At 71.1% G+C, this 19417-nt stretch carries 17 protein-coding genes; 9 read left to right on the top strand and 8 right to left on the bottom strand.

Annotated elements, in window-relative coordinates:
• Positions 1-2: 2 nt before the first annotated feature.
• The 4 genes from rlmN to J8N05_RS33635 all read left to right on the top strand — a co-directional run bounded on the left by rlmN (position 3) and on the right by J8N05_RS33635 (position 5213).
• Positions 3-1109: a 23S rRNA (adenine(2503)-C(2))-methyltransferase RlmN gene (gene rlmN, locus J8N05_RS33650; RefSeq protein WP_210889466.1), complete on the top strand. Its 1107-nt coding sequence runs from the start codon at positions 3-5 to the stop codon at positions 1107-1109.
• 272 nt (positions 1110-1381) lie between these two features.
• Positions 1382-2491, top strand: coding sequence for a thiamine ABC transporter substrate-binding protein (locus J8N05_RS33645; RefSeq protein WP_247706615.1), 1110 nt, complete (start codon positions 1382-1384; stop codon positions 2489-2491).
• Positions 2467-4179: an ABC transporter permease gene (locus tag J8N05_RS33640; RefSeq protein ID WP_210889464.1), complete on the top strand. Its 1713-nt coding sequence runs from the start codon at positions 2467-2469 to the stop codon at positions 4177-4179. The genes J8N05_RS33645 and J8N05_RS33640 overlap by 25 nt, the downstream gene beginning before the upstream one ends.
• A gap of 2 nt (positions 4180-4181) precedes the next feature.
• Positions 4182-5213 carry an ABC transporter ATP-binding protein gene (locus tag J8N05_RS33635; protein WP_210889462.1) on the top strand — a complete coding sequence of 344 codons (1032 nt, stop codon included), beginning with the start codon at positions 4182-4184 and terminating at the stop codon, positions 5211-5213.
• A gap of 438 nt (positions 5214-5651) precedes the next feature.
• Here J8N05_RS33635 and J8N05_RS33630 read toward each other — a convergent pair whose 3' ends face one another.
• From J8N05_RS33630 to J8N05_RS33600, 7 genes are all read right to left on the bottom strand, one after another.
• Complete coding sequence (locus tag J8N05_RS33630) at positions 5652-6305, bottom strand: LAETG motif-containing sortase-dependent surface protein (RefSeq protein ID WP_247706614.1); 654 nt, start codon at positions 6303-6305, stop codon at positions 5652-5654.
• A 166-nt stretch (positions 6306-6471) separates the two neighbouring features.
• Positions 6472-7605: an LOG family protein gene (locus J8N05_RS33625; RefSeq protein ID WP_210889458.1), complete on the bottom strand. Its 1134-nt coding sequence runs from the start codon at positions 7603-7605 to the stop codon at positions 6472-6474.
• Between the two features lie 90 nt (positions 7606-7695).
• Positions 7696-8103, bottom strand: a complete 408-nt coding sequence (locus J8N05_RS33620) for a VOC family protein (RefSeq protein ID WP_210889456.1) — start codon at positions 8101-8103, stop codon at positions 7696-7698.
• 144 nt (positions 8104-8247) lie between these two features.
• Positions 8248-9582, bottom strand: coding sequence for a hypothetical protein (locus J8N05_RS33615; protein ID WP_210889454.1), 1335 nt, complete (start codon positions 9580-9582; stop codon positions 8248-8250).
• Complete coding sequence (locus J8N05_RS33610) at positions 9564-10337, bottom strand: ABC transporter ATP-binding protein (RefSeq protein WP_210889452.1); 774 nt, start codon at positions 10335-10337, stop codon at positions 9564-9566. Before J8N05_RS33610 ends, J8N05_RS33615 begins: the two co-directional genes overlap by 19 nt.
• 273 nt (positions 10338-10610) lie before the next feature.
• Positions 10611-12008, bottom strand: coding sequence for an aspartate aminotransferase family protein (locus J8N05_RS33605; protein WP_210889450.1), 1398 nt, complete (start codon positions 12006-12008; stop codon positions 10611-10613).
• A complete protein-coding gene (locus tag J8N05_RS33600; protein ID WP_107021782.1) occupies positions 11993-12517 on the bottom strand; it encodes an Lrp/AsnC family transcriptional regulator in 525 nt (174 codons plus the stop codon). The genes J8N05_RS33605 and J8N05_RS33600 overlap by 16 nt, the downstream gene beginning before the upstream one ends.
• 236 nt (positions 12518-12753) lie before the next feature.
• Between J8N05_RS33600 and J8N05_RS33595 the strand changes: the two genes are divergently transcribed.
• Entirely contained in the window at positions 12754-14190 is a 1437-nt protein-coding gene (locus J8N05_RS33595) for a gamma-aminobutyraldehyde dehydrogenase (protein ID WP_210889448.1), read from the top strand.
• Positions 14191-14277: 87 nt separating this feature from the next.
• Here the strand turns inward: J8N05_RS33595 and J8N05_RS33590 are convergent, their stop codons facing one another.
• A complete protein-coding gene (locus tag J8N05_RS33590; protein WP_210889446.1) occupies positions 14278-14877 on the bottom strand; it encodes a hypothetical protein in 600 nt (199 codons plus the stop codon).
• 182 nt (positions 14878-15059) lie between these two features.
• On the opposite strand from J8N05_RS33590, the gene J8N05_RS33585 reads away from it, so the two are divergent.
• The 4 genes from J8N05_RS33585 to J8N05_RS33570 all read left to right on the top strand — a co-directional run bounded on the left by J8N05_RS33585 (position 15060) and on the right by J8N05_RS33570 (position 19372).
• Positions 15060-15713, top strand: a complete 654-nt coding sequence (locus tag J8N05_RS33585) for a response regulator transcription factor (protein ID WP_210889444.1) — start codon at positions 15060-15062, stop codon at positions 15711-15713.
• Positions 15714-15727: 14 nt separating this feature from the next.
• A complete protein-coding gene (locus tag J8N05_RS33580; protein WP_210889442.1) occupies positions 15728-17155 on the top strand; it encodes a sensor histidine kinase in 1428 nt (475 codons plus the stop codon).
• Positions 17156-17287: 132 nt separating this feature from the next.
• On the top strand, positions 17288-18451 hold the full coding sequence (locus tag J8N05_RS33575) for an ABC transporter substrate-binding protein (RefSeq protein WP_210889440.1): 1164 nt from the start codon (positions 17288-17290) through the stop codon (positions 18449-18451).
• Positions 18452-18565: 114 nt separating this feature from the next.
• Positions 18566-19372, top strand: a complete 807-nt coding sequence (locus J8N05_RS33570) for an SGNH/GDSL hydrolase family protein (protein WP_210889438.1) — start codon at positions 18566-18568, stop codon at positions 19370-19372.
• The last annotated feature ends 45 nt before the right edge of the window (positions 19373-19417 follow it).

Raw genomic sequence — 19417 nt, 5'->3', positions numbered from 1 at the left:
CCATGCCTAAGCCCGGAGAACTCACATTCGTCGCCCCCCGCGGAGCCAAGAAGCCGCCGCGGCACCTTGCCGATCTCACGCCCGCCGAGCGTAAAGAGGCCGTCGCCGCGGTCGGTGAGAAGCCGTTTCGTGCCAAACAGCTCTCGCAGCACTACTTCGCGCGGTTCGCGCACGATCCGGAGCAGTGGACCGACATCCCTGCCGGCTCGCGCGCCAAGCTGCAGGAAGCGCTGCTGCCCGAGCTGATGACGGTCGTGCGGCATCTGTCCACCGATGACGACACCACCCGCAAGACCCTCTGGCGGCTCTTCGACGGCACGCTCGTCGAGTCCGTGCTGATGCGCTACCCGGACCGGGTCACCATGTGCATCAGCTCACAGGCGGGCTGCGGGATGAACTGCCCGTTCTGCGCGACGGGACAGGCCGGTCTCGACCGGAACCTGTCGACCGGCGAGATCGTGCACCAGATCGTCGACGGCATGCGGGCACTGCGCGACGGGGAGATCCCGGGCGGCCCGGCGCGGCTCAGCAACATCGTCTTCATGGGCATGGGCGAGCCGCTCGCCAACTACAAGCGGGTCGTCCAGTCCATCCGGGCGCTCACCGACCCGGAGCCGGACGGGCTCGGGCTCTCGCAGCGCGGGATCACCGTCTCGACCGTCGGTCTCGTCCCCGCCATCAACCGGTTCGCCGACGAGGGCTTCAAGTGCCGTCTCGCCATCTCCCTGCACGCACCGGACGACGAGCTGCGCGACACCCTCGTACCGGTCAACACGCGGTGGAAGGTGCGGGAGGTGCTGGACGCGGGCTGGGAGTACGCGGCCAGGTCGGGGCGCCGGCTCTCCATCGAGTACGCGCTCATCCGGGACATCAACGACCAGGCGTGGCGCGGTGACCGGCTCGGGCGGATGCTCAAGGGCAAGCCGGTGCATGTGAACCTGATCCCGCTGAACCCGACGCCCGGCTCCAAGTGGACCGCCTCACGGCCCGAGGACGAGAAGGCGTTCGTCGAGGCGATCGCCGCCCATGGGGTGCCGGTCACGGTCCGGGACACCCGTGGTCAGGAGATCGACGGGGCGTGCGGGCAGCTCGCGGCCACCGAGCGGTAGTCTGGCGGGGCGTACGGATATTTCGTACGACTGCACCGTTGTACGACTGCACCGTCGTACGACGGCAACTTCGTACGACGACATCTTCATATTCCGACAGGGGAGCGCCACAGCGCTGAGAGTGCGGGACAGCCCGCAGACCCTCTGAACCTCGCCCAGGTCATTCTGGGTAGGAAGTTCGGTCACTACTCAAGCTGTTGCGCCCTGCCCGGGGTCCGTTCGCGGTCCCGGGCAGGGCCGCGTCTCTTCCTGGTCAACCCAGGAGGAATCGAGTGAGCAACAAGAGCAACAAGAGCAGCATCTTCAGGATCACCGCCGTGGTCGCGGCCGGCGGTCTCGGCCTCGCCGCGCTCAGCGGGTGCGGGTCGTCCGACTCCGGGGACGGCGACGGGGGCTCCGGGTCCAAGACCGTCACCCTCGTCAGCCATGACTCCTTCGCCTACACCAAGGACGTACTGAAGGCGTTCGAGAAGGAGTCCGGGTACAAGGTCCGGGTCCTCAAGGACGGCGACGCCGGGCAGGCCGTCAACAAGGCGATCCTCACCAAGGACAACCCGCAGGGAGACGTCTTCTTCGGCGTCGACAACACCCTGCTCTCCCGCGCGCTCGACAACGGACTGTTCCAGTCGTACGAGGCCAAGGGCGCCGACGGCATCCAGGCGCGGTACCGGGTCGACCAGGACAAGCACCGGGTCACGCCCATCGACTCCGGAGACATCTGCGTCAACTACGACAAGGCCTGGTTCAGCGAGCACGAGCTGGCCGTGCCGACGTCCTTCGACGATCTGATCAAGCCCGCGTACAAGGATCTGCTCGTCACCGAGAACGCCTCGACCTCCTCGCCCGGCCTCGGCTTCCTCCTCGGCACCGCCGCCGAGTACGGCGACGACGGCTGGGAGGGCTACTGGAAGAAACTCAAGGCCAACGGCGTGAAGGTCGTCGACGGCTGGGAGCAGGCCTACAACGAGGAGTTCTCCGGATCCGCCGGTGGCAAGAAGGCCAAGGGCGACAGGCCGCTCGTCGTCTCGTACGCCTCCTCGCCGCCCGCCGAGGTCATCTACGCCGACCCCAAGCCCAAGACCGCCCCGACGGGTGTCGCGGACGGCACCTGCTTCCGCCAGGTCGAGTACGCGGGCCTGCTGAGCAACGCGAAGAACAGCAAGGGCGGCAAGGCGCTCATCGACTTCCTGATCGGCAAGCGGTTCCAGGAGGACATGCCGCTCAACATGTTCGTCTACCCGGTGATCGAGGGCGCCAAGGTGCCCGACGCGTTCACGCAGTACGGTCCCGCCGCCGCGAACCCCGAGACCCTGGACCCCGCCAGGATCGCCGACAACCGTGACGAGTGGGTCAAGTCATGGACCTCGCTCGTACTGAAGTAGAGCCCCGCGCGCGCCCCCGGTCTCCGCGGTCTCCGCACCGGGGGAGCGTGGCACGGCTCGGGCTCATGGTCGTGCCCGTCGCGTTCTTCGGGGTCTTCTTCGCCTATCCGGTCGTCGCGATCACCGTCCGCGGGCTGAAGGTCGACGGGGTCTGGCGGTTCGGGCGGATCGCGGACGTGCTCGGACAGTCCGACATCCGGCACGTCCTGTGGTTCACCACCTGGCAGGCGCTCGCCTCGACCGCGCTCACCCTGCTGATCGCGCTCCCCGGCGCGTACGTCTTCGCGCGCTTCGAGTTCAGGGGCAAGCAGATCCTGCGGGCCGTCGTCACCGTGCCGTTCGTGCTGCCGACGGTCGTCGTGGGCACGGCCTTCCTGGCCCTGCTCGGCCGCGGCGGGCTGCTGGACGAGCTGTGGGGCGTACGCCTGGACACCACCGTGTGGGCCATCCTGCTCGCGCACGTCTTCTTCAACTACGCGGTCGTCGTCCGCACGGTCGGCGGCCTCTGGTCGCAGCTCGACCCGCGGCAGGAGGAGGCCGCGCGGATGCTCGGCGCCTCCCGGTTCGCGGCCTGGCGCAGGGTGACGCTCCCGGCGCTCGGCCCGGCCGTGGCCGCCGCCGCGCTCATGGTGTTCCTCTTCACCTTCACCTCCTTCGGTGTCGTGCAGATCCTCGGTGGCCCCACCTTCTCCACCCTCGAAGTCGAGATCTACCGGCAGACCTCGGAGATCTTCGACCTCTCCACGGCCGCCGTGCTGACCCTCGTCCAGTTCGTCGCGGTGGGCGCGATCCTCGCCGTCCACGCCCGGACCGTACGGCGGCGCGAGACGGCCCTGAGGCTGGTGGACGCCGGCGCGACCGCGCGCCGGCCGCGCGGGGCGGGGCAGTGGGCGCTGCTCGCGGGTGTCCTCGGCTCCATCGCCGTCCTGCTCGTCCTGCCGCTCGCCGTCCTGGTCGAGCGCTCGCTCGACGCCCCCGGCTTCGGCTACTACAAGGCGCTCACCCGCAACGAGGGCAGCCTCTTCCTCGTCCCGCCCATCGACGCCGTCGGCAACTCGCTGCGGTACGCCCTCGCCGCCACCGCCATCGCCCTGCTGATCGGCGGACTCGCGGCCGCGGCCCTCACCCGGCGGGACACCGGACGGCTCGGCCGTCTCGTCCGCGGCTTCGACGCGCTGCTCATGCTGCCGCTCGGCGTCTCCGCCGTGACCGTCGGCTTCGGCTTCCTCATCGCCCTCGACGAGCCGCCGCTGGATCTGCGGAGCACCTGGATCCTGGTGCCGCTCGCGCAGGCGCTGGTGGGCGTCCCCTTCGTCGTACGGACCATGCTGCCGGTGCTGCGCGCGGTGGACGGACGGCTGCGCGAGGCCGCCGCGGTGCTCGGGGCCTCGCCCTGGCGGGTGTGGCGCGAGGTCGATCTGCCGATGGTGCGGCGGGCGCTGCTGATCGCGGCGGGGTTCGCCTTCGCGGTGTCGCTGGGCGAGTTCGGCGCGACCGTCTTCATCGCACGGCCCGACAACCCGACGCTGCCGGTCGCCGTGGCACGGCTGCTCGGACGGGCCGGCGACCTCAACTACGGGCAGGCCATGGCCCTGTCGACCCTCTTGATGCTGGTGTGCGCGGTGGCGCTGCTGGTCCTCGAACGCCTTCGCACCGACCTTCGCTCCGACCGGACGGGAGAGTTCTGACGATGCTCAAGCTCGATGGGGCGACCGTGCGGTTCGGGGGGCGGGCCGTGCTCGACGACGTCGGACTCGATGTCGCCGAGCACGAGACCGTGTGCGTCCTCGGGCCCAGCGGCAGCGGCAAGTCGACGCTGCTGAGGGCCGTCGCGGGGCTCCAGCGGCTCGACGCCGGGCGGGTCTTCCTGGACGGCCGCGACCTCGACGGGGTGCCCGCGCACAAGCGGGGGGTCGGCCTGATGTTCCAGGACCATCAGCTGTTCCCGCAGCGCGATGTGGCCGGAAACGTTGCCTTCGGGCCGCGGATGCACGGGGAGTCGAAGCGACAGCAGGCGCTGCGGGTGGGGGAGTTGCTGGCGCTCGTGGGGCTGCCGGGCGCGCAGGGGCGGGCCGTCGCCTCCCTCTCCGGGGGCGAACAGCAGCGGGTCGCGCTCGCCCGTGCGCTGGCTCCCCGGCCCCGGCTGCTCATGCTCGACGAACCGCTCGGCCAGCTGGACCGCTCGCTGCGTGAACGGCTCGTGGTCGAACTGCGCGAACTCTTCGGCGAGTTGGGCACCACCGTGCTCGCGGTCACCCACGACCAGGGCGAGGCCTTCGCGCTCGCCGACCGGGTCGTCGTGATGCGGGACGGGCGGATCGCCCAGTCGGGTACGCCGCTTGAGGTCTGGCAGCGTCCGGCCGACGCGTTCGTGGCCCGCTTCCTCGGCTTCGAGAACGTGACCGGGGCGGTCGTCTCCGGGGACGTCGCGGACACCCCCTGGGGCAAGCTGCCGGTGCCCTCGGGTACTTCGCAGGGCGAGGTCACGCTGCTCGTCAGGCCCGCGGGTGTACGGCTCGTACCGGCCGCGGAGGGGCTGCGGTGCGCTGTGGCCGCGCGGACGTTCCGGGGTACGCACGTTGCCGTGCGGCTGCAGCCCGAGGGGGCGCCGCGGATCGAGGCGGCGTGTGCGTTGCGGGATGCGCCGGGGGTGGGGGAGGAGGTCGGGGTGGCCTTTGACGCGGCCGACGTTGTCGTGCTCGGAGGGACTCAGGGCCCCTGACGCACGGTCCGTGGCGGCGCTCGGGTGCGGCTCAGGATGTGCCCGTCGGGGGCTTGGTGGGGGTTGTGGGGGCCGCGGACGGTGGCCCCGCCGCCCTTGGACGTCCGGCGCGTGGAGGGTGCGTAGATGAGCGCGTGGGGCGTTCCGCGGTGCGGGAGGGCTTGATCCGCGGGTCGGTGGGGGCTGGTCGCGCAGTTCCCCGCGCCCCTGAAAGGCGAAGGACTGCGCCGTTCCCCGCGCCCCTGGAAGACGAAAGACTGCGCCGTTCCCCGCGCCCCTGGTGGGTGTGCCGGTCCGCGTGCCTCTGAAGGCGAAGGACCGCGCAGTTCCCCGCGCCCCTGGGAGGGCCTCCCCCGTGGTTCCGGACGCAGGAGTGGCCCGCCCCCTCTGAGCTTGTGAGGGGGCGGGCCACTACTGGGTGTGCTGTGACCTGCTGGGTCAGCGGGTCTTGGCTGCGCCTCGGCGGCGGAGCGCGAACATCACGCCGGCGCCGGCCGCCACGAGCGCGGCCGCGATGCCGGCGATCGCACCGGTGTTGGAGCTGGAACCGGTCTCGGCGAGGTTCGAGTCGCCCGCGGGGGACGGCGCGTTGTCACCGGTCGACGCGGCCGGAGTGGTCTCCGACTCGGACGGCTCCGGGGACTCGGCGGGCTCCGACGGTTCCTCGGCCGGCTCGGAGGGCTTCTCCGAGGGCTTCGGGGTCGCCGGAGGCGTGGTCTCCGGGGACTCGCAGCCCTCGGACGGGGTGACGAGGTTCTCCTTGATGTCCTCGTCGACCTGGTTGCCGGCCTTGACGTGCACGCGGTACGTCGCGTTCGGCTTCCAGTCCTCGGCGAAGTCGATGGTCACGCCCTCGCGCGTGCCCTTGACCTCCTGCTCACCGACGAGCTTCGCGTCGGCACCGTTCGACTGGAGGAAGACACTGACCGTGGCCTTGACGCCCGACGGGTCCTTGTCGGTGACGCTGATGATGCCCTTCGTGCCGTCGCACTTGGCGACGGCCGAGAACTCGCTGATGTTGCAGGCGAGCGCGTTGCCGGCGAGACCGAGCGTGAGCGCGGCCGAGGCGGAGGCAACTCCGAGAATGCGCACAGAACGTGCGGTACGGCGAGATATGGACACGATTGCCCTTCACGGGATGCACAAAATGAGGGGGGTTGATGGGAGCTACTGCGAAACAGCAATCCCAGACGCCTCACAGGTTTATTGGGCACCGTCTCCGGTTGTCAATCCGTGTGTCCGTCTTGCCCCTTGGCTTTTAGGTTTCATTTACACGCGACAGGCGGTCGAGCGCTTCCGGAGCCTCCTCGATCCGGTCCACCAGCGCGATGCGGGACTCCATCGAGCGGTCGCGGGCGAGGGCTTGGAGGAGCGGCCAGGCCGGCAGCCGCTGCGTCCAGTGGGCGCGGTCCACCAGGACCATGGGGGTGGGTTCGCCGCGCGACTCGTAGTAGTTGGGGGTCGTGTTGTCGAAGATCTCCTGGACCGTCCCGGCGGCGCCGGGCAGGAAGACCACGCCCGCGTTCGAGCGGGCCAGCAGGCCGTCCTCGCGGGTGGCGTTGGCGAAGTACTTGGCTATGTGGGAGGCGAAGGCGTTCGGCGGCTCGTGCCCGTAGAACCAGGTGGGGATGCCGACGGAGGCGTTGCCTTTCGGCCAGCGCTCGCGCACCTCGAAGGCGGCGCGCGCCCAGTCGGTCACCGACGGCACGAACGACGGTGCCTTCCCGAGGAGTTCGCACGCCTCGTCCAGCATGCCGTCGCGGTACGGGGCCGCGTACGCGCCGAGGTTGGCCGCCTCCATCGCGCCGGGGCCGCCGCCGGTCGCCACCGTGAACCCGGCGCGGGCGAGCGCGCGCCCCAGCCGGGCCGCGCTCCCGTACGCCTCGGTGCCGCGCGCGATCGCGTGGCCGCCCATCACGCCCACCACGCGCGCCCCGCGCAGGAGTTCGTCGAGGGCGTCGGAGACGGCGTCGTCGTGGACCGAGCGCAGCATCGACGCGTAGACGTCACCGTCGGCCCGGGTCCGCTGGAACCAGTCGTACGCGACGGCGTCCGGCGTCGCCTCGTAGCTCTTGTCGAGGGAGCCGAACAGCTCGTCGGGCGTGTAGAGATGACCGCGGTACGGGTCGAACGGCACACCGGGCAGGGGCGGGAAGACCAGCGCGCCGTCGGCCCGGATCTTCGCCGCCGCGTTCTCCCGCATCGGGCAGCCCAGGAAGACGGCGCCCGCGGTGTCGCTGGCGAGCAGCTCTTTCGTACGGTCCGTCAGGTCGACGGCCTGGACACGGAATCCGGCGAGGGTGCCGCGGGCCGAGACGGTCGCGTCGAACTCCTCCAGCGTCTCGATCTCACGGTCGTTGTGATGGGCCACATGGGCGGGGCTCGTCTGCACCCGCCCATGTAAGCACGGGCTGTTCGAACGCGGCCCGTTCGGCCGTGACGCCTTCGGGCGCGGGCGCGGACGGGAGCGTGGGCGGGGGAGTCAGCCCTGGACGACGGACGGGTCCATCCACATGACCTCCCAGGTGTGGCCGTCCGGGTCGTCGAAGGCGCGCCCGTACATGACACCGTGGTCCTGGGTCTCCCCGCTCGCCGAACCGCCCGCGGCGATCGCCTTGTCGACCAGCTCGTCGACCTTCTCGCGGCTCTCGGCGCTCAGACACAGGAGCACCTCGCTCGTCTTCGTCGAGTCCGCGATCTCCTTCTTCGTGAAGTCCGCGTAGCGCTGCTTGTTCAGCAGCATCGCGACGATCGTGTCGCTGATGACGACGGACGCGGTGTTCTCGTCCGAGAACTGGGCGTTGATCGTGTAGCCGAGCTCCGAGAAGAACTTCTTGGACACGTCCACGTCGTTCACGGCCAGGTTCACGAAGATCATCTGCTGGTACATGGGAGGTCCTCCGTCGGGTGAGTCGCTGTTCGAAGGGTCAGACCGGGGGCCCGCCGGAAAGTCATCGGTCCGCGCGAATCTTTTTTCGTACGCGCACTCGACCGCGCGGTGGATCATGCGATCGGGCTGTCCGCGTACGCCCGGTCAGCGGACCAGTGGCATGGCCGCCAGCTGCGCGATCGCCCAGGTCAACGGGGTGAGGACGGCGATCAGGGTCCCGGCGCGAAGGGCGGCCGCGGCGCGCAGCGTCGAGGCGGGCGCGCCGATCCGCAGCAGGGCCGCGGTGGTGCCGGCGCGTGCGTCTCTCGCCTCGACGGCCGCGGTGAGCAGCGTCGCGAGGGCGCAGCCGGCGACGAGCAGCAGGCCGAGGGTGGTGAGGGGGCCGATGCCGGGGCGTGCGCCGGTGTGCAGCAGGGCCAGGGCGTACGTGCCCGACGCCACCGCGCACACCACGCCGAGCGGGCGTCCGATGCGGGTGGCCTCCTCCATGAGCACGCGGCCGGCGAGCAGGCGCAGGGCGCTCGGCCGTACGGACTGGAGGAGTCTGCCGCAGAGGTGGGTGAGGGCGGGGCCGGCGAGGGCCAGGCCGAGTGCGGTGAGGGCCCAGCCGGCGAGTACGGCGAAGGGGCCTGCGGTGAGTCCGCCCGGGAGCGCGGGGCCTTCGTGGGTGCCCCTGCCCGCGTAGGTCTCGACCGCGAGGCCTGCGGCCAGCAGGGCTGCGCCCCAGGGGAGGCCGGTGGGGGTGGGGAGTGGGGGGAGGGGGGTGTGGGGGTTGTGGGGAGCCTGCGGGCCGGTGGGGGCTTGTCGCGCAGTTCCCCGCGCCCCTTTCGGGGCCGGAGGTGGCTGTGTGTCGCCGTTCGCGTGGGTTCCGAAGCGGCCGTATGTGCTTGTGCCGATGCGGTCCGTGGAGCGGCCGTAGCCGCCGAAGCCGCCAAGGCGGACCGGGCGTCCGCCTGCCGTGGGGGCCTGGGCCCTCGGGCGCAGGACGATCGCGCCGGCCGCGGACGCGAGGACCGGTACCAGGGCCAGCAGCGTGAGCGTGGCGGGCAGGGGCAGTGGCTGGTTCGCGGCGAGGAAGCCGGCCGCGTCGCCGTCGAAGGGCAGGCCCGTCAGATCGCCGCGCAGGTGCAGGAAGAACAGCAGGGCGACCATCGAGCCCAGCGTGCAGGACACCGCGGTGGAGACGGCCGCCAGGACCATCAGCTGACCGGGTCCCAGGCCGATCGCCGCGAGTCCGGCGCGGGGGCGGGTGGCCGGGTCGGTCCGGGCGACGGCGACCGCGAAGTGCACGGTGGCCGCGATCGGCACGAGGCACCAGGCGAGCCGGAGCACGGCCGCCGTGGACGCTTCGGGATGCCCCAGCGCGTATCCCAGGGCGCACAGGAGCAGGAAGCCGGTGCCCGCGGACGCCGCGGCGACGAGGAGCCGGCGGAACTGGACGGCGGGGTGGGCCCCGCGGACTAGGCGGAGAGCGAGCACGCGGCCCGGCCTTCCGTCCCGGCGGGCCCGGTCGCCCCGGCGGGCTCAGGTGGTTCCGCTACCGGTGGCAGATGGACCGTGTTCACGCGCCGTCCGTCGAGCAGCGACACCGTGCGGTCGGCGAGCGCCGCCGTGTCCGTGTCGTGCGTGGCCAGGACGACCGTGATCCCGTGCGAACGGGCCGCCGCGGTGAGCGTCCGCAGCACCTGGGCGCGGTCGGCGCGGTGCAGCGGCGCGGTGGGCTCGTCGGCGAAGATCACGCTCGGCGCGGGTGCCAGGGCACGGGCGATGGCCACCCGCTGGGCCTCCGACCGGAGCAGGGCGTACGGGCGTTTGCGGGCGCAGCCGCCGACGTCGAGGCGGTCCAGCCACTCCAGCGCGGCGGTCTTGGCCCGGCGGCGGCTCACCCCGCGCAGCATCAGGAGCAGGGCGGCGTTCTCCCAGGCGGTGAGCTCGGGCACGAGGACCGGGGCCGGGTCGATCCAGCCGAACCGGTCGCGGCGCAGCCGCTCGCGGTGCGTCGGGCTCATGGTGTGGACGGGCGTGCTGTTGAACCAGACCTCGCCCTGCTGGGCCAGGAGCTGGCCCGACAGGCACTGGAGGAGGGTCGTCTTGCCGCTGCCGCGCGGTCCGCCGACGGCGAGGATCTCGCCCGCGCGAACCCCGATCGAGACGCCGGTGAGTGCGGGTGAGCCGTTGTGCTTGACGTGCAGGGCACGTGCCCAGAGCACGTCGTTGTCCGGCGGAGCCGCCATCGCGTACACCTCTTCAGATCTGATTTGCGCTGCCCGGGCGTCCTCGGAAGGTCACCGGTTCCCCCGGTCGGGGGAACGAAGGCAGGGCCGATCGGTCACTGGGCACGCTAGGGAGTCGGGGCCCGGAGGCCGGACAGCACACGGCCCCGGGGCCCGCATTCTCACTCGAACGGGCGGCACCGGGGCCGGTGTTGATCACTTGTTCAGCTCAAAGGCTGAGCGGACGGCCGAGTCGGCGGGTTCGGCTCGGCCGCATCGGCCGGAGGCTTCGGCTCACAGCTTCGCCCAGGCCTCCGTCAGGACCTGGCGGACGATCCCCTCGATCTCGTCGAACGTCGACTGGTCGGAGATCAGCGGCGGCGACAGCTGGATGACCGGGTCACCGCGGTCGTCGGCGCGGCAGTAGAGGCCGTACTCGAAGAGCTTCTTGGAGACGAAGCCGTAGAGCACGCGCTCCGACTCCTCGTCCGTGAAGGTCTCCTTGGTGGCCTTGTCCTTCACCAGCTCGATGCCGTAGAAGAAGCCGTTGCCGCGGACGTCGCCGACGATCGGCAGGTCGTGCAGCTTCTGGAGGGTGGAGAGGAACGCGCTCTCGTTCGCCAGGACGTGCTCGTTGAGCTTCTCGCGCTCGAAGATGTCGAGGTTCGCGAGGCCCACGGCGGCGGACACCGGGTGACCGCCGAAGGTGTAGCCGTGCAGGAAGGTGTTGTCGCCCTGGTAGAACGGCTCGGCGAGGCGGTCCGAGATGATGCAGGCGCCGATCGGGGAGTAGCCCGAGGTCATGCCCTTGGCGCAGGTGATCATGTCCGGTACGTAGTCGAACTTGTCGCAGGCGAACATCGTGCCCAGGCGGCCGAAGGCGCAGATGACCTCGTCCGAGACGAGCAGCACGTCGTACTGATCGCAGATCTCGCGCACCCGCTGGAAGTAGCCGGGCGGCGGCGGGAAGCAGCCGCCGGCGTTCTGCACGGGCTCCAGGAAGACGGCGGCGACCGTCTCGGGGCCCTCGAAGAGGATCTGCTCCTCGATCTGGTCGGCGGCCCAGCGGCCGAAGGCCTCGGGGGAGACGCCGGAGCCGTTGTCGAGGAACGCGGGCGCGCGGTAGATGTTGGTGTTCGGGACCTTGTGCGCGCCGGGGACCAGCGGCTCGAACGGGGCCTTCAGGGCGGGCAGGCCCGTGATGGACAGGGCGCCCTGCGGGGTGCCGTGGTAGGCGACCGCGCGCGAGATGACCTTGTACTTGGTCGGCTTGCCCTGCAGCTTGAAGTACTGCTTGGCGAGCTTCCACGCGGTCTCCACGGCCTCGCCGCCACCGGTGGTGAAGAAGACCTTGTTCAGGTCGCCGGGAGCGTGGTGCGCGAGGCGCTCGGCCAGCTCGACGGCCTTCGGGTGGGCGTACGACCAGATCGGGAAGAAGGCCAGTTCCTGGGCCTGCCGGGCGGCCGTCTCGGCCAGTTCGGCGCGGCCGTGGCCCGCCTGGACCACGAACAGACCGGCCAGACCGTCGAGGTAGCGCTTGCCCTTGTCGTCGTAGATGTAGGTCCCCTCGCCACGGACGATCGTGGGGACGGGCGCGTTCTCGTACGAGGACATGCGGGTGAAGTGCATCCACAGGTGGTCGTACGCGGTGCGGCTGAGGTCCTTGGCAGTCACGGCTATCGGGTTCCCCACATGTAGGTCTGCTTCTTGAGCTTGAGGTAGACGAAGCTCTCGGTGGAGCGCACGCCGGGCAGGATCCGGATGCGTTTGTTGATGACGTCCAGCAGGTGGTCGTCGTCCTCGCAGACGATCTCGGCGAGGATGTCGAAGGAGCCCGCGGTCATCACCACGTACTCGACCTCCGGCATGGCGGTCAGCGCGTCCGCGACCGGTTCCAGGTCGCCGTCGGCGTTGATGCCCACCATCGCCTGCCTGCGGAAACCCACGGTGAGCGGGTCCGTGACGGCGACGATCTGCATCACGCCCTGGTCGAGCAGCTTCTGGACGCGCTGGCGCACGGCCGCCTCGGAAAGGCCCACGGCCTTGCCTATCGCGGCGTACGGCCGGCGGCCGTCCTCCTGGAGCTGCTCGATGATGCCGAGGGAGACGGCATCCAGCTGGGGGGTGCCGCTCCTGGACTCACGGGAGTCCCGGGGGTCCCTGGGGTCTGCGCTTCGACTGGCCACGCGCTCACTGTGCACGAGGGCTCGACAGTTCCGCAAGGTGTGATCGATGAAATCCGTTGTTTACGTGTTTCAACTCTGCGGATTTCGCAGCTCTGGGGCCAGCGGGGGTGTTGAAAACGTCGGGGCGAGGAATAGGGTGGGAGGCCTGGCGTCTCAGGTGGTGGACACCTGGGGCGGAGGACCGTAGAAGAACGGTCGTAGGACATCCGTTGTGGACATCAGTTGTGGACATCCGACAGGAGGGCCGGGCAGTGAGCACCGAGCTGCGTCGACTGCGTAATTACATCGCCGGAGAGTTCCGCGATGCCGCCGATGGACGGACCACGGACGTGGTCAACCCCGCGACGGGCGAGGCGTACGCCACCGCGCCGCTGTCCGGTCAGGCCGACGTCGACGCCGCGATGGAGGCCGCCGCCGCGGCCTTCCCCGCCTGGCGCGACCAGACCCCCGCCGAGCGCCAGAAGGCCCTCCTGAAGATCGCGGACGCCTTCGAGGAGCGCGCCGAAGAACTCATCGCCGCCGAGGTCGAGAACACGGGCAAGCCCATCGGACTGACCCGGTCCGAGGAGATCCCGCCCATGGTCGACCAGATCCGCTTCTTCGCGGGCGCGGCACGCATGCTGGAGGGCAGGTCGGCCGGCGAGTACATGGAGGGCCTGACCTCGATCGTCCGCCGTGAGCCCGTCGGTGTCTGCGCGCAGGTCGCGCCGTGGAACTACCCGATGATGATGGCCGTGTGGAAGTTCGCCCCGGCGCTCGCCGCGGGCAACACGGTCGTGCTCAAGCCGTCCGACACCACCCCGGCCTCCACGGTCCTGATCGCCGAGATCATCGGCTCGGTCGTCCCCGAGGGCGTCTTCAACGTCATCTGCGGCGACCGCGACACCGGCCGCGCGATGGTCGAGCACAGGATCCCGGCCATGGCGTCCATCACCGGTTCCGTGCGGGCGGGCATCTCCGTCGCCGAGTCCGCCGCCAAGGACGTCAAGCGGGTCCACCTGGAGCTGGGCGGCAAGGCGCCCGTCGTGGTCTTCGAGGACACCGACATCGCCAAGGCCGTCGAGGACATCTCGGTGGCGGGCTTCTTCAACGCCGGCCAGGACTGTACGGCCGCCACGCGCGTCCTCGTACAGGAGTCCATCCACGACGAGTTCACGGCCGCGCTCGCCAAGGCCGCCGCCGACACGAAGACCGGGCAGCCGGACGACGAGGACGTGCTGTACGGGCCGCTCAACAACCCGAACCAGCTCAAGCAGGTCTCCGGCTTCATCGAGCGGCTGCCCGCGCACGCCAAGGTCGAGGCGGGCGGCCACCGGGTCGGCGAGAAGGGCTACTTCTACGCCCCGACCGTCGTCTCCGGCCTGAAGCAGGACGACGAGATCGTCCAGAACGAGGTCTTCGGCCCGGTCATCACCGTCCAGTCCTTCACGGACGAGGCGCAGGCCGTCGAGTACGCGAACGGCGTCGAGTACGCGCTCGCCTCCTCCGTCTGGACGAAGGACCACGCGCGCGCGATGCGCATGTCCAAGGTCCTCGACTTCGGCTGCGTGTGGATCAACACGCACATCCCGCTGGTCGCGGAGATGCCGCACGGCGGCTTCAAGCACTCCGGCTACGGCAAGGACCTGTCGGGGTACGGCTTCGACGACTACACGCGGATCAAGCACGTGATGACGTCGCTCGGCTGAGCGTTCGACAGGCGGTACGGGATACGCGGTACGCGGTACGAGGCCCCGGGCGGGAGTTGGTCCGCCCGGGGCCTCGGCGGTCGCGGATCAGCCGCTGAGGACGAGCCCCTCGACGCTCGACTCCGTGTCGCCGCCCTCGCCGCCCTCGCGCCGGTCGCCGCTCCCCTTCCCGTCGCTCCCCTTCTCGTGCTGCCGGATCTCACCGCAGCCGCCGGGGGCCGGGAAGGGGCCGCCGCCCTTCCCGGGCAGGTCACCCGGCGGGACCGGCAGCTTGACGCCGATGTCGTCGAGGATGTCCTGACAGGCCTTGGCGGCCTTGCGGAACTCCTTCGAGGCCGGGTCCGGGCGCTTCGCCCCGTCACCCTCGCCCCTGTCGATCCGCACCTTCACCCCGCGCCCTCCGTCCGCCGTCCAGATGACGATGTCGGGGAAGTCCTCCAGACCGTTGTCGCGCATGCACTCGGTGTACGCGCGGGACGCCTCGTCCTGGCGCTTCCAATCGGTCGAGTCGTCGTCCTTCGGCGGCTTCGGGGACGACGAGCCGCCGCCGGACGACGAGTCGCCGTCCGACGACGAGGGCGATCCGGCGGCCACGGCCTGACCGGCGTACACCCCGCCGAGGGTGAGCGCGCTGATCAGGGCACAGGCCGCGGCCAGTCGGCGATGGCGTTTCGTCGCACTTCGCATGGGGTCCTCCCTGGTGTTTCCTGCTGCGTCGGCTGTCGCGGGGACGTCGGTCCCCGGTCGGGAACACCTCAGCGCGCGGGCGGTTACGGCACGGGAACGGGCGCTCTTACCACCCTGTTACCGCCCGGCGGGCACGCTGGCCGCAGGGTTCGCAACAGCCGGAGACGCAGCCGGAGATGCCGATGCGCGTATTGGTGGTCGAGGACCACGAGGAGCTCGCCGAGACCGTCGCGGCGGGACTGCGCAGGGAGGGGATGGCCGTCGATCTCGCACTGGACGGCCATGCGGCGCTGGAGCGGGCCACGGTCAACGGATACGACGTCGTCGTGCTCGACCGTGACCTGCCCGGACTGCACGGTGACCGGGTCTGCCGGGCCCTGGCCGAGGGGGGCAGCCGGGCGCGGGTACTGATGCTGACCGCGTCCGGCACGGTCGCCGACCGGGTCGCGGGGCTCGGGATGGGCGCCGACGACTACCTGCCGAAGCCCTTCGCCTTCACCGAACTCGTCGCGCGGATACGGGCCCTGGGGCGGCGCGCGCAGCCCGCGTTGCCGCCGGTTCTGGTCCGCGGCGGCCTGCGGCTCGACCCCGCCCGCCGGGAGGCGTCCCGCGAGGGGCGGCAACTGCCGCTCAGCCCGAAGGAGTTCGCGGTCCTGGAGCTGCTGATGGCGGCCGGCGGGGCCGTCGTCTCCGCCGAGGAACTGCTGGAGCGCGGCTGGGACGAGGCGGCCGACCCCTTCACCCAGACCGTGAAGGTGACGGTCAGCAGGCTGCGGCGCAAGCTCGGCGACCCACCGCTGATCGAGACGGTGGCGCAGGCTGGGTACCGGGTGTGAGCGGTGTGGGTGGCATGGGTGGCGTGGGTGGAGCGAGCGGTACGGGCTCGGTGCGCGGGTGGTTCGCGTTCCCGGGGGTGCGGAGGGGACGGAGGCCGCAGAGCGTCCGGTGGCGGCTGACGCTGCTCTACGGCGGGCTGTTCGTGGTGACGGGGGCGGTGCTGCTGGCGCTCACGTACGCGCTCGTGGCCGACGACCAGTCGCTGGCCGTGTCCGGGTCGGGGTCGGGCGGGCGGCCGGCACCGGGGGACGCCGACACGGGGGACGCGGGCTCCGGGCCCGTCATGAAACCGGGGGCGGCGGTGGTCGAGAGCTATGTGCGCGAGCGGCTGGCCGTCCAGCGCGACGACCAGCTCCACCAGTTGCTCATCGAGTCGGGGATCGCGCTCGGCGTCATGGTGATCGCCTCGCTGATCCTGGGATGGCTGGTCGCCGGGCGGGTTCTCGCGCCCCTGCGGGACATGGCGGCCGCGGCCCGGCGGATCTCCGCGGACGATCTGCACCGGCGCCTCGCCGTGGCCGGCCCCGACGACGAACTCAAGGACCTCGCCGACACCTTCGACGATCTGCTCGCCCGGCTGGAGGGCGCCTTCGAGGCGCAGCGGCGGTTCGTGGCCAACGCGTCGCACGAGCTGCGTACCCCGCTCACCCTTCAGCAGGCCGTCGTCGACGTGGCGCTGGCCGACCCGCGCGCCGACGCCGCGTCCCTGCGGGCGGCCTGCCTCCGTGTACGGGCCGCCGGGCAGGAGCAGGAGCGGCTGATCGAGGCGCTGCTCATGCTGGCGCGGGGGCAACGGGCCGAGCCCGAGCGGGAGTCGGTGGATCTCGCGGTGCTGGCGGGGGAGCTGCTGCCGCCCGAAGGCGGGGCCGGGGCCGGGACCGATACCGATACCGATACCGATACCGGGACCGGGACCCGGACCGGGCTTCGGCCCCGGGTGGACGCGGAGTTGACCTCCGCGCCGCTCGTCGGGGACCCGCAGCTGGTCGGACGGCTGGTGAGCAATCTGCTGGAGAACGCCGTCCGCCACAACCTGCCCGAGGGGGAGGGGGGTTGGGTCACCGTCTGGACCGGGGTCGTGGACGGGCGGGCGTCTCTGCGGATCGCGAACAGCGGTCCGGTGGTGCCGGTCGACCAGGTGGGGGTGTTGTTCGAACCGTTTCGGAGGTTGGGGGTGGAGCGGGTGCGGGGCCGTGCCCGGGAGGGGGCGGGGCTGGGGTTGTCGATCGTGGCGGCGATCGTGGGGGCGCACGGGGGTGTGGTGGAGGCGCGGGCGCGGGGAGGGGGGTTGTGGGTGGAGGTGGTGTTTCCGCCCCCGCCGCCCCTACCCGTTCCCGTCACTGTGTCCTCAAACGCCGGACGGGCTGAAAATCAGCCCGTCCGGCGTTTGAGGACCGGGGGTTCGGGGGCTGGCCCCCGAGTCGTGGACGGGAACGGGTAGGGGCGGCGGGGGCGACACCCTGTCGTCCGGGAGGCGGACTGCTGGACGCAACGTCCATTGCCCGCCCGCCGGAGGGCCCGGCATGCTGCGGACGTGCCAGCGAACCGGAGCCACCCGACCCCGAGAACCCCCATGTCCCGCCGCAACCTGCTGCGCACCCTCGGCACGGGCGCGGCCGTGGCGCTCACCGCGGGCTGCGGCGTACCGGCCGCGTACGTCGCCCCGAAAGACCGGCGAAGAAGCGATCTGTCGGCCACGGAGAAGCGTCTGACCTGGGCGAACTGGCCGCTGTACATCGACACGGACGACGAGGACGAGTCGCGGCGCCCGACCCTGGACGCCTTCGAGAAGCGCACCGGGATCGCGGTCACGTACACCGAGGAGATCAACGACAACGACGAGTTCTTCGGCAAGGTCAGCCCGTCCCTGATGAACCACCAGGAGACCGGCCGGGACCTGATCGTCATCAGCGACTGGATGTGCGCGCGGTTCGTCCGCCTCGGCTGGGTCCAGGAGATGGACCGCTCCCGGCAGCCGAACATCACCAGATACCTCGATCCGCAACTGCGGTCCCCGGCCTTCGACCCGGGACGCCGCTCCACCGTGCCGTGGCAGTCGGGGATCACCGGTATCGCGTACAACCGGCGCAGGCTGGGCCGGGAGATCCGGCACGTGTCCGAGCTGTGGGCCGACGATCTCAAGGGCCGGGTCACGCTGCTGTCGGGGCTCGACGAGGCGTTCGCGCTGCTCATGCAGGGCAACGGCGTCGACATCACCCGGTGGACCGCGGACGACTTCCACACGATGTGCGACCAGGTCGACGAGCTCGTCCGCGCGCGTCACATCCGCCGCTTCACCGGCAACGACTACATCAAGGACCTGTCGAGCGGCGACGTACTGGCCTGCCAGGCGTACAGCGGTGACGTGATCCAGCTCCAGGCCGACGATCCCGACATCGAGTTCGTCGTGCCGGAGGAGGGCGCCGAGCTGTGGTCCGAGTCCTTGATGATCCCGAACCTCGCCCGCCACAAGGCCAACGCGGAGGAACTGGTCGACTACTACTACGAGCCCGCCGTGGCCGCCGAACTCGCCGCCTGGGTCAACTACGTCTGTCCCGTCCCGGCCGCCCAGGACGTCCTCGCCTCCGCCAAGGACGAGGAGACCGCGGCCCTCGCCGAGGATCCGCTCGTCTTCCCCGACGGCGCCATGCGCGAGCGGCTCGCGATCGCCCGCGACATCACGTCGAAGGAGCGTACGGAGTTCGCGAAGCGCTGGAACGCCATCGCCGGCCTGTAGCTCGTCTCCGGCCGCTACCTGAACCGCCCCTTGTCATAGCCAACAAAGTGAATAGGGTATTAGTGGGGTAGTGGGGTAGTGGGGTAGTGGCGGGCACGGCGAAAGGGGCATCCCATGTCCGACGGTGGAAGCGGATATCTGCGGTACGTCGCCCTGGGCGACAGCCAGACCGAGGGGCTCGGCGACGGCGACGACGTGACAGGGCTGCGCGGGTGCGCCGACCGGTTCGCGGAGGAGCTGGCCAAGGGTTCCCCGGACGTCCTCTACGCCAATCTCGCCGTCCGCGGACGCCTCGCCGGACAGGTGCGCGCCGAGCAGCTCCCGGCGGCCCTCGCCCTGCGGCCCGACGTGGCCACCGTCGTCGCCGGGATGAACGACCTGCTGCGGCCCCGCTTCGACGCGGACGAGGCGGGCGGACACCTGGAGGCGATGTTCGCCGCGCTGACCGGACAGGGCGCCCGCGTCGCCACGGTCACCTTTCCCGACGTCGGCCGGATCAGCCCGCTGGCCCGGCCGCTCGGCGGCCGGGTCCTCGCCCTCAACTCCCGTATCCGGGAAGCGGCCGGACGCCACGGAGTGGTCATCGCGGACATGTCCGCCCACGAGGTGGTGACGGACCCCCGGCTGTGGAGTGCGGACCGGCTGCACGCGAGCCCGCTCGGCCACGCGCGGATCGCCGCCGCGGTCGCGCACGCGTTCGGCCTGCCGGGCAGTGACGAAGCCTGGACGCTGCCCCTGCCGCCCGGTGCGCCGGCGCCCACGCGGCTGCGCGCCGTCGGGGCGGAACTGCGCTGGGCCGGCGGTTTCCTGGGGCCCTGGCTCCTGCGCCGCGTCCGGGGGCAGTCGTCGGGCGACGGCCGGCGGGCCAAGCGGCCCGACCTGCTCCCGCCCGGCGGCCTCGACAGTCGCGTCCTTGACTGATCAACGACGAATCAACGCCTGATCGGCCCGGTGCTAGCTTGAGCG

The organism is Streptomyces liliiviolaceus, from assembly GCF_018070025.1.
Lineage (GTDB): Bacteria > Actinomycetota > Actinomycetes > Streptomycetales > Streptomycetaceae > Streptomyces > Streptomyces liliiviolaceus.
Note: the sequence above shows the minus strand (reverse complement) of the source record. Positions and strands in the feature narration are given on the sequence as shown.

Bases quoted from the DNA above. Each gene is read 5' to 3' on its own strand.
- rlmN (WP_210889466.1), top strand. From the start codon at position 3: ATGCCTAAGCCCGGAGAACTCACATTCGTCGCCCCCCGCGGAGCCAAG.
- J8N05_RS33640 (WP_210889464.1), top strand. From the start codon at position 2,467: ATGGACCTCGCTCGTACTGAAGTAGAGCCCCGCGCGCGCCCCCGGTCT.
- J8N05_RS33635 (WP_210889462.1), top strand. From the start codon at position 4,182: ATGCTCAAGCTCGATGGGGCGACCGTGCGGTTCGGGGGGCGGGCCGTG.
- J8N05_RS33620 (WP_210889456.1), bottom strand. From the start codon at position 8,103: ATGTACCAGCAGATGATCTTCGTGAACCTGGCCGTGAACGACGTGGAC.
- J8N05_RS33610 (WP_210889452.1), bottom strand. From the start codon at position 10,337: ATGGCGGCTCCGCCGGACAACGACGTGCTCTGGGCACGTGCCCTGCAC.
- J8N05_RS33590 (WP_210889446.1), bottom strand. From the start codon at position 14,877: ATGCGAAGTGCGACGAAACGCCATCGCCGACTGGCCGCGGCCTGTGCC.
- J8N05_RS33585 (WP_210889444.1), top strand. From the start codon at position 15,060: ATGCGCGTATTGGTGGTCGAGGACCACGAGGAGCTCGCCGAGACCGTC.
- J8N05_RS33580 (WP_210889442.1), top strand. From the start codon at position 15,728: ATGGGTGGCGTGGGTGGAGCGAGCGGTACGGGCTCGGTGCGCGGGTGG.
- J8N05_RS33575 (WP_210889440.1), top strand. From the start codon at position 17,288: ATGTCCCGCCGCAACCTGCTGCGCACCCTCGGCACGGGCGCGGCCGTG.
- J8N05_RS33570 (WP_210889438.1), top strand. From the start codon at position 18,566: ATGTCCGACGGTGGAAGCGGATATCTGCGGTACGTCGCCCTGGGCGAC.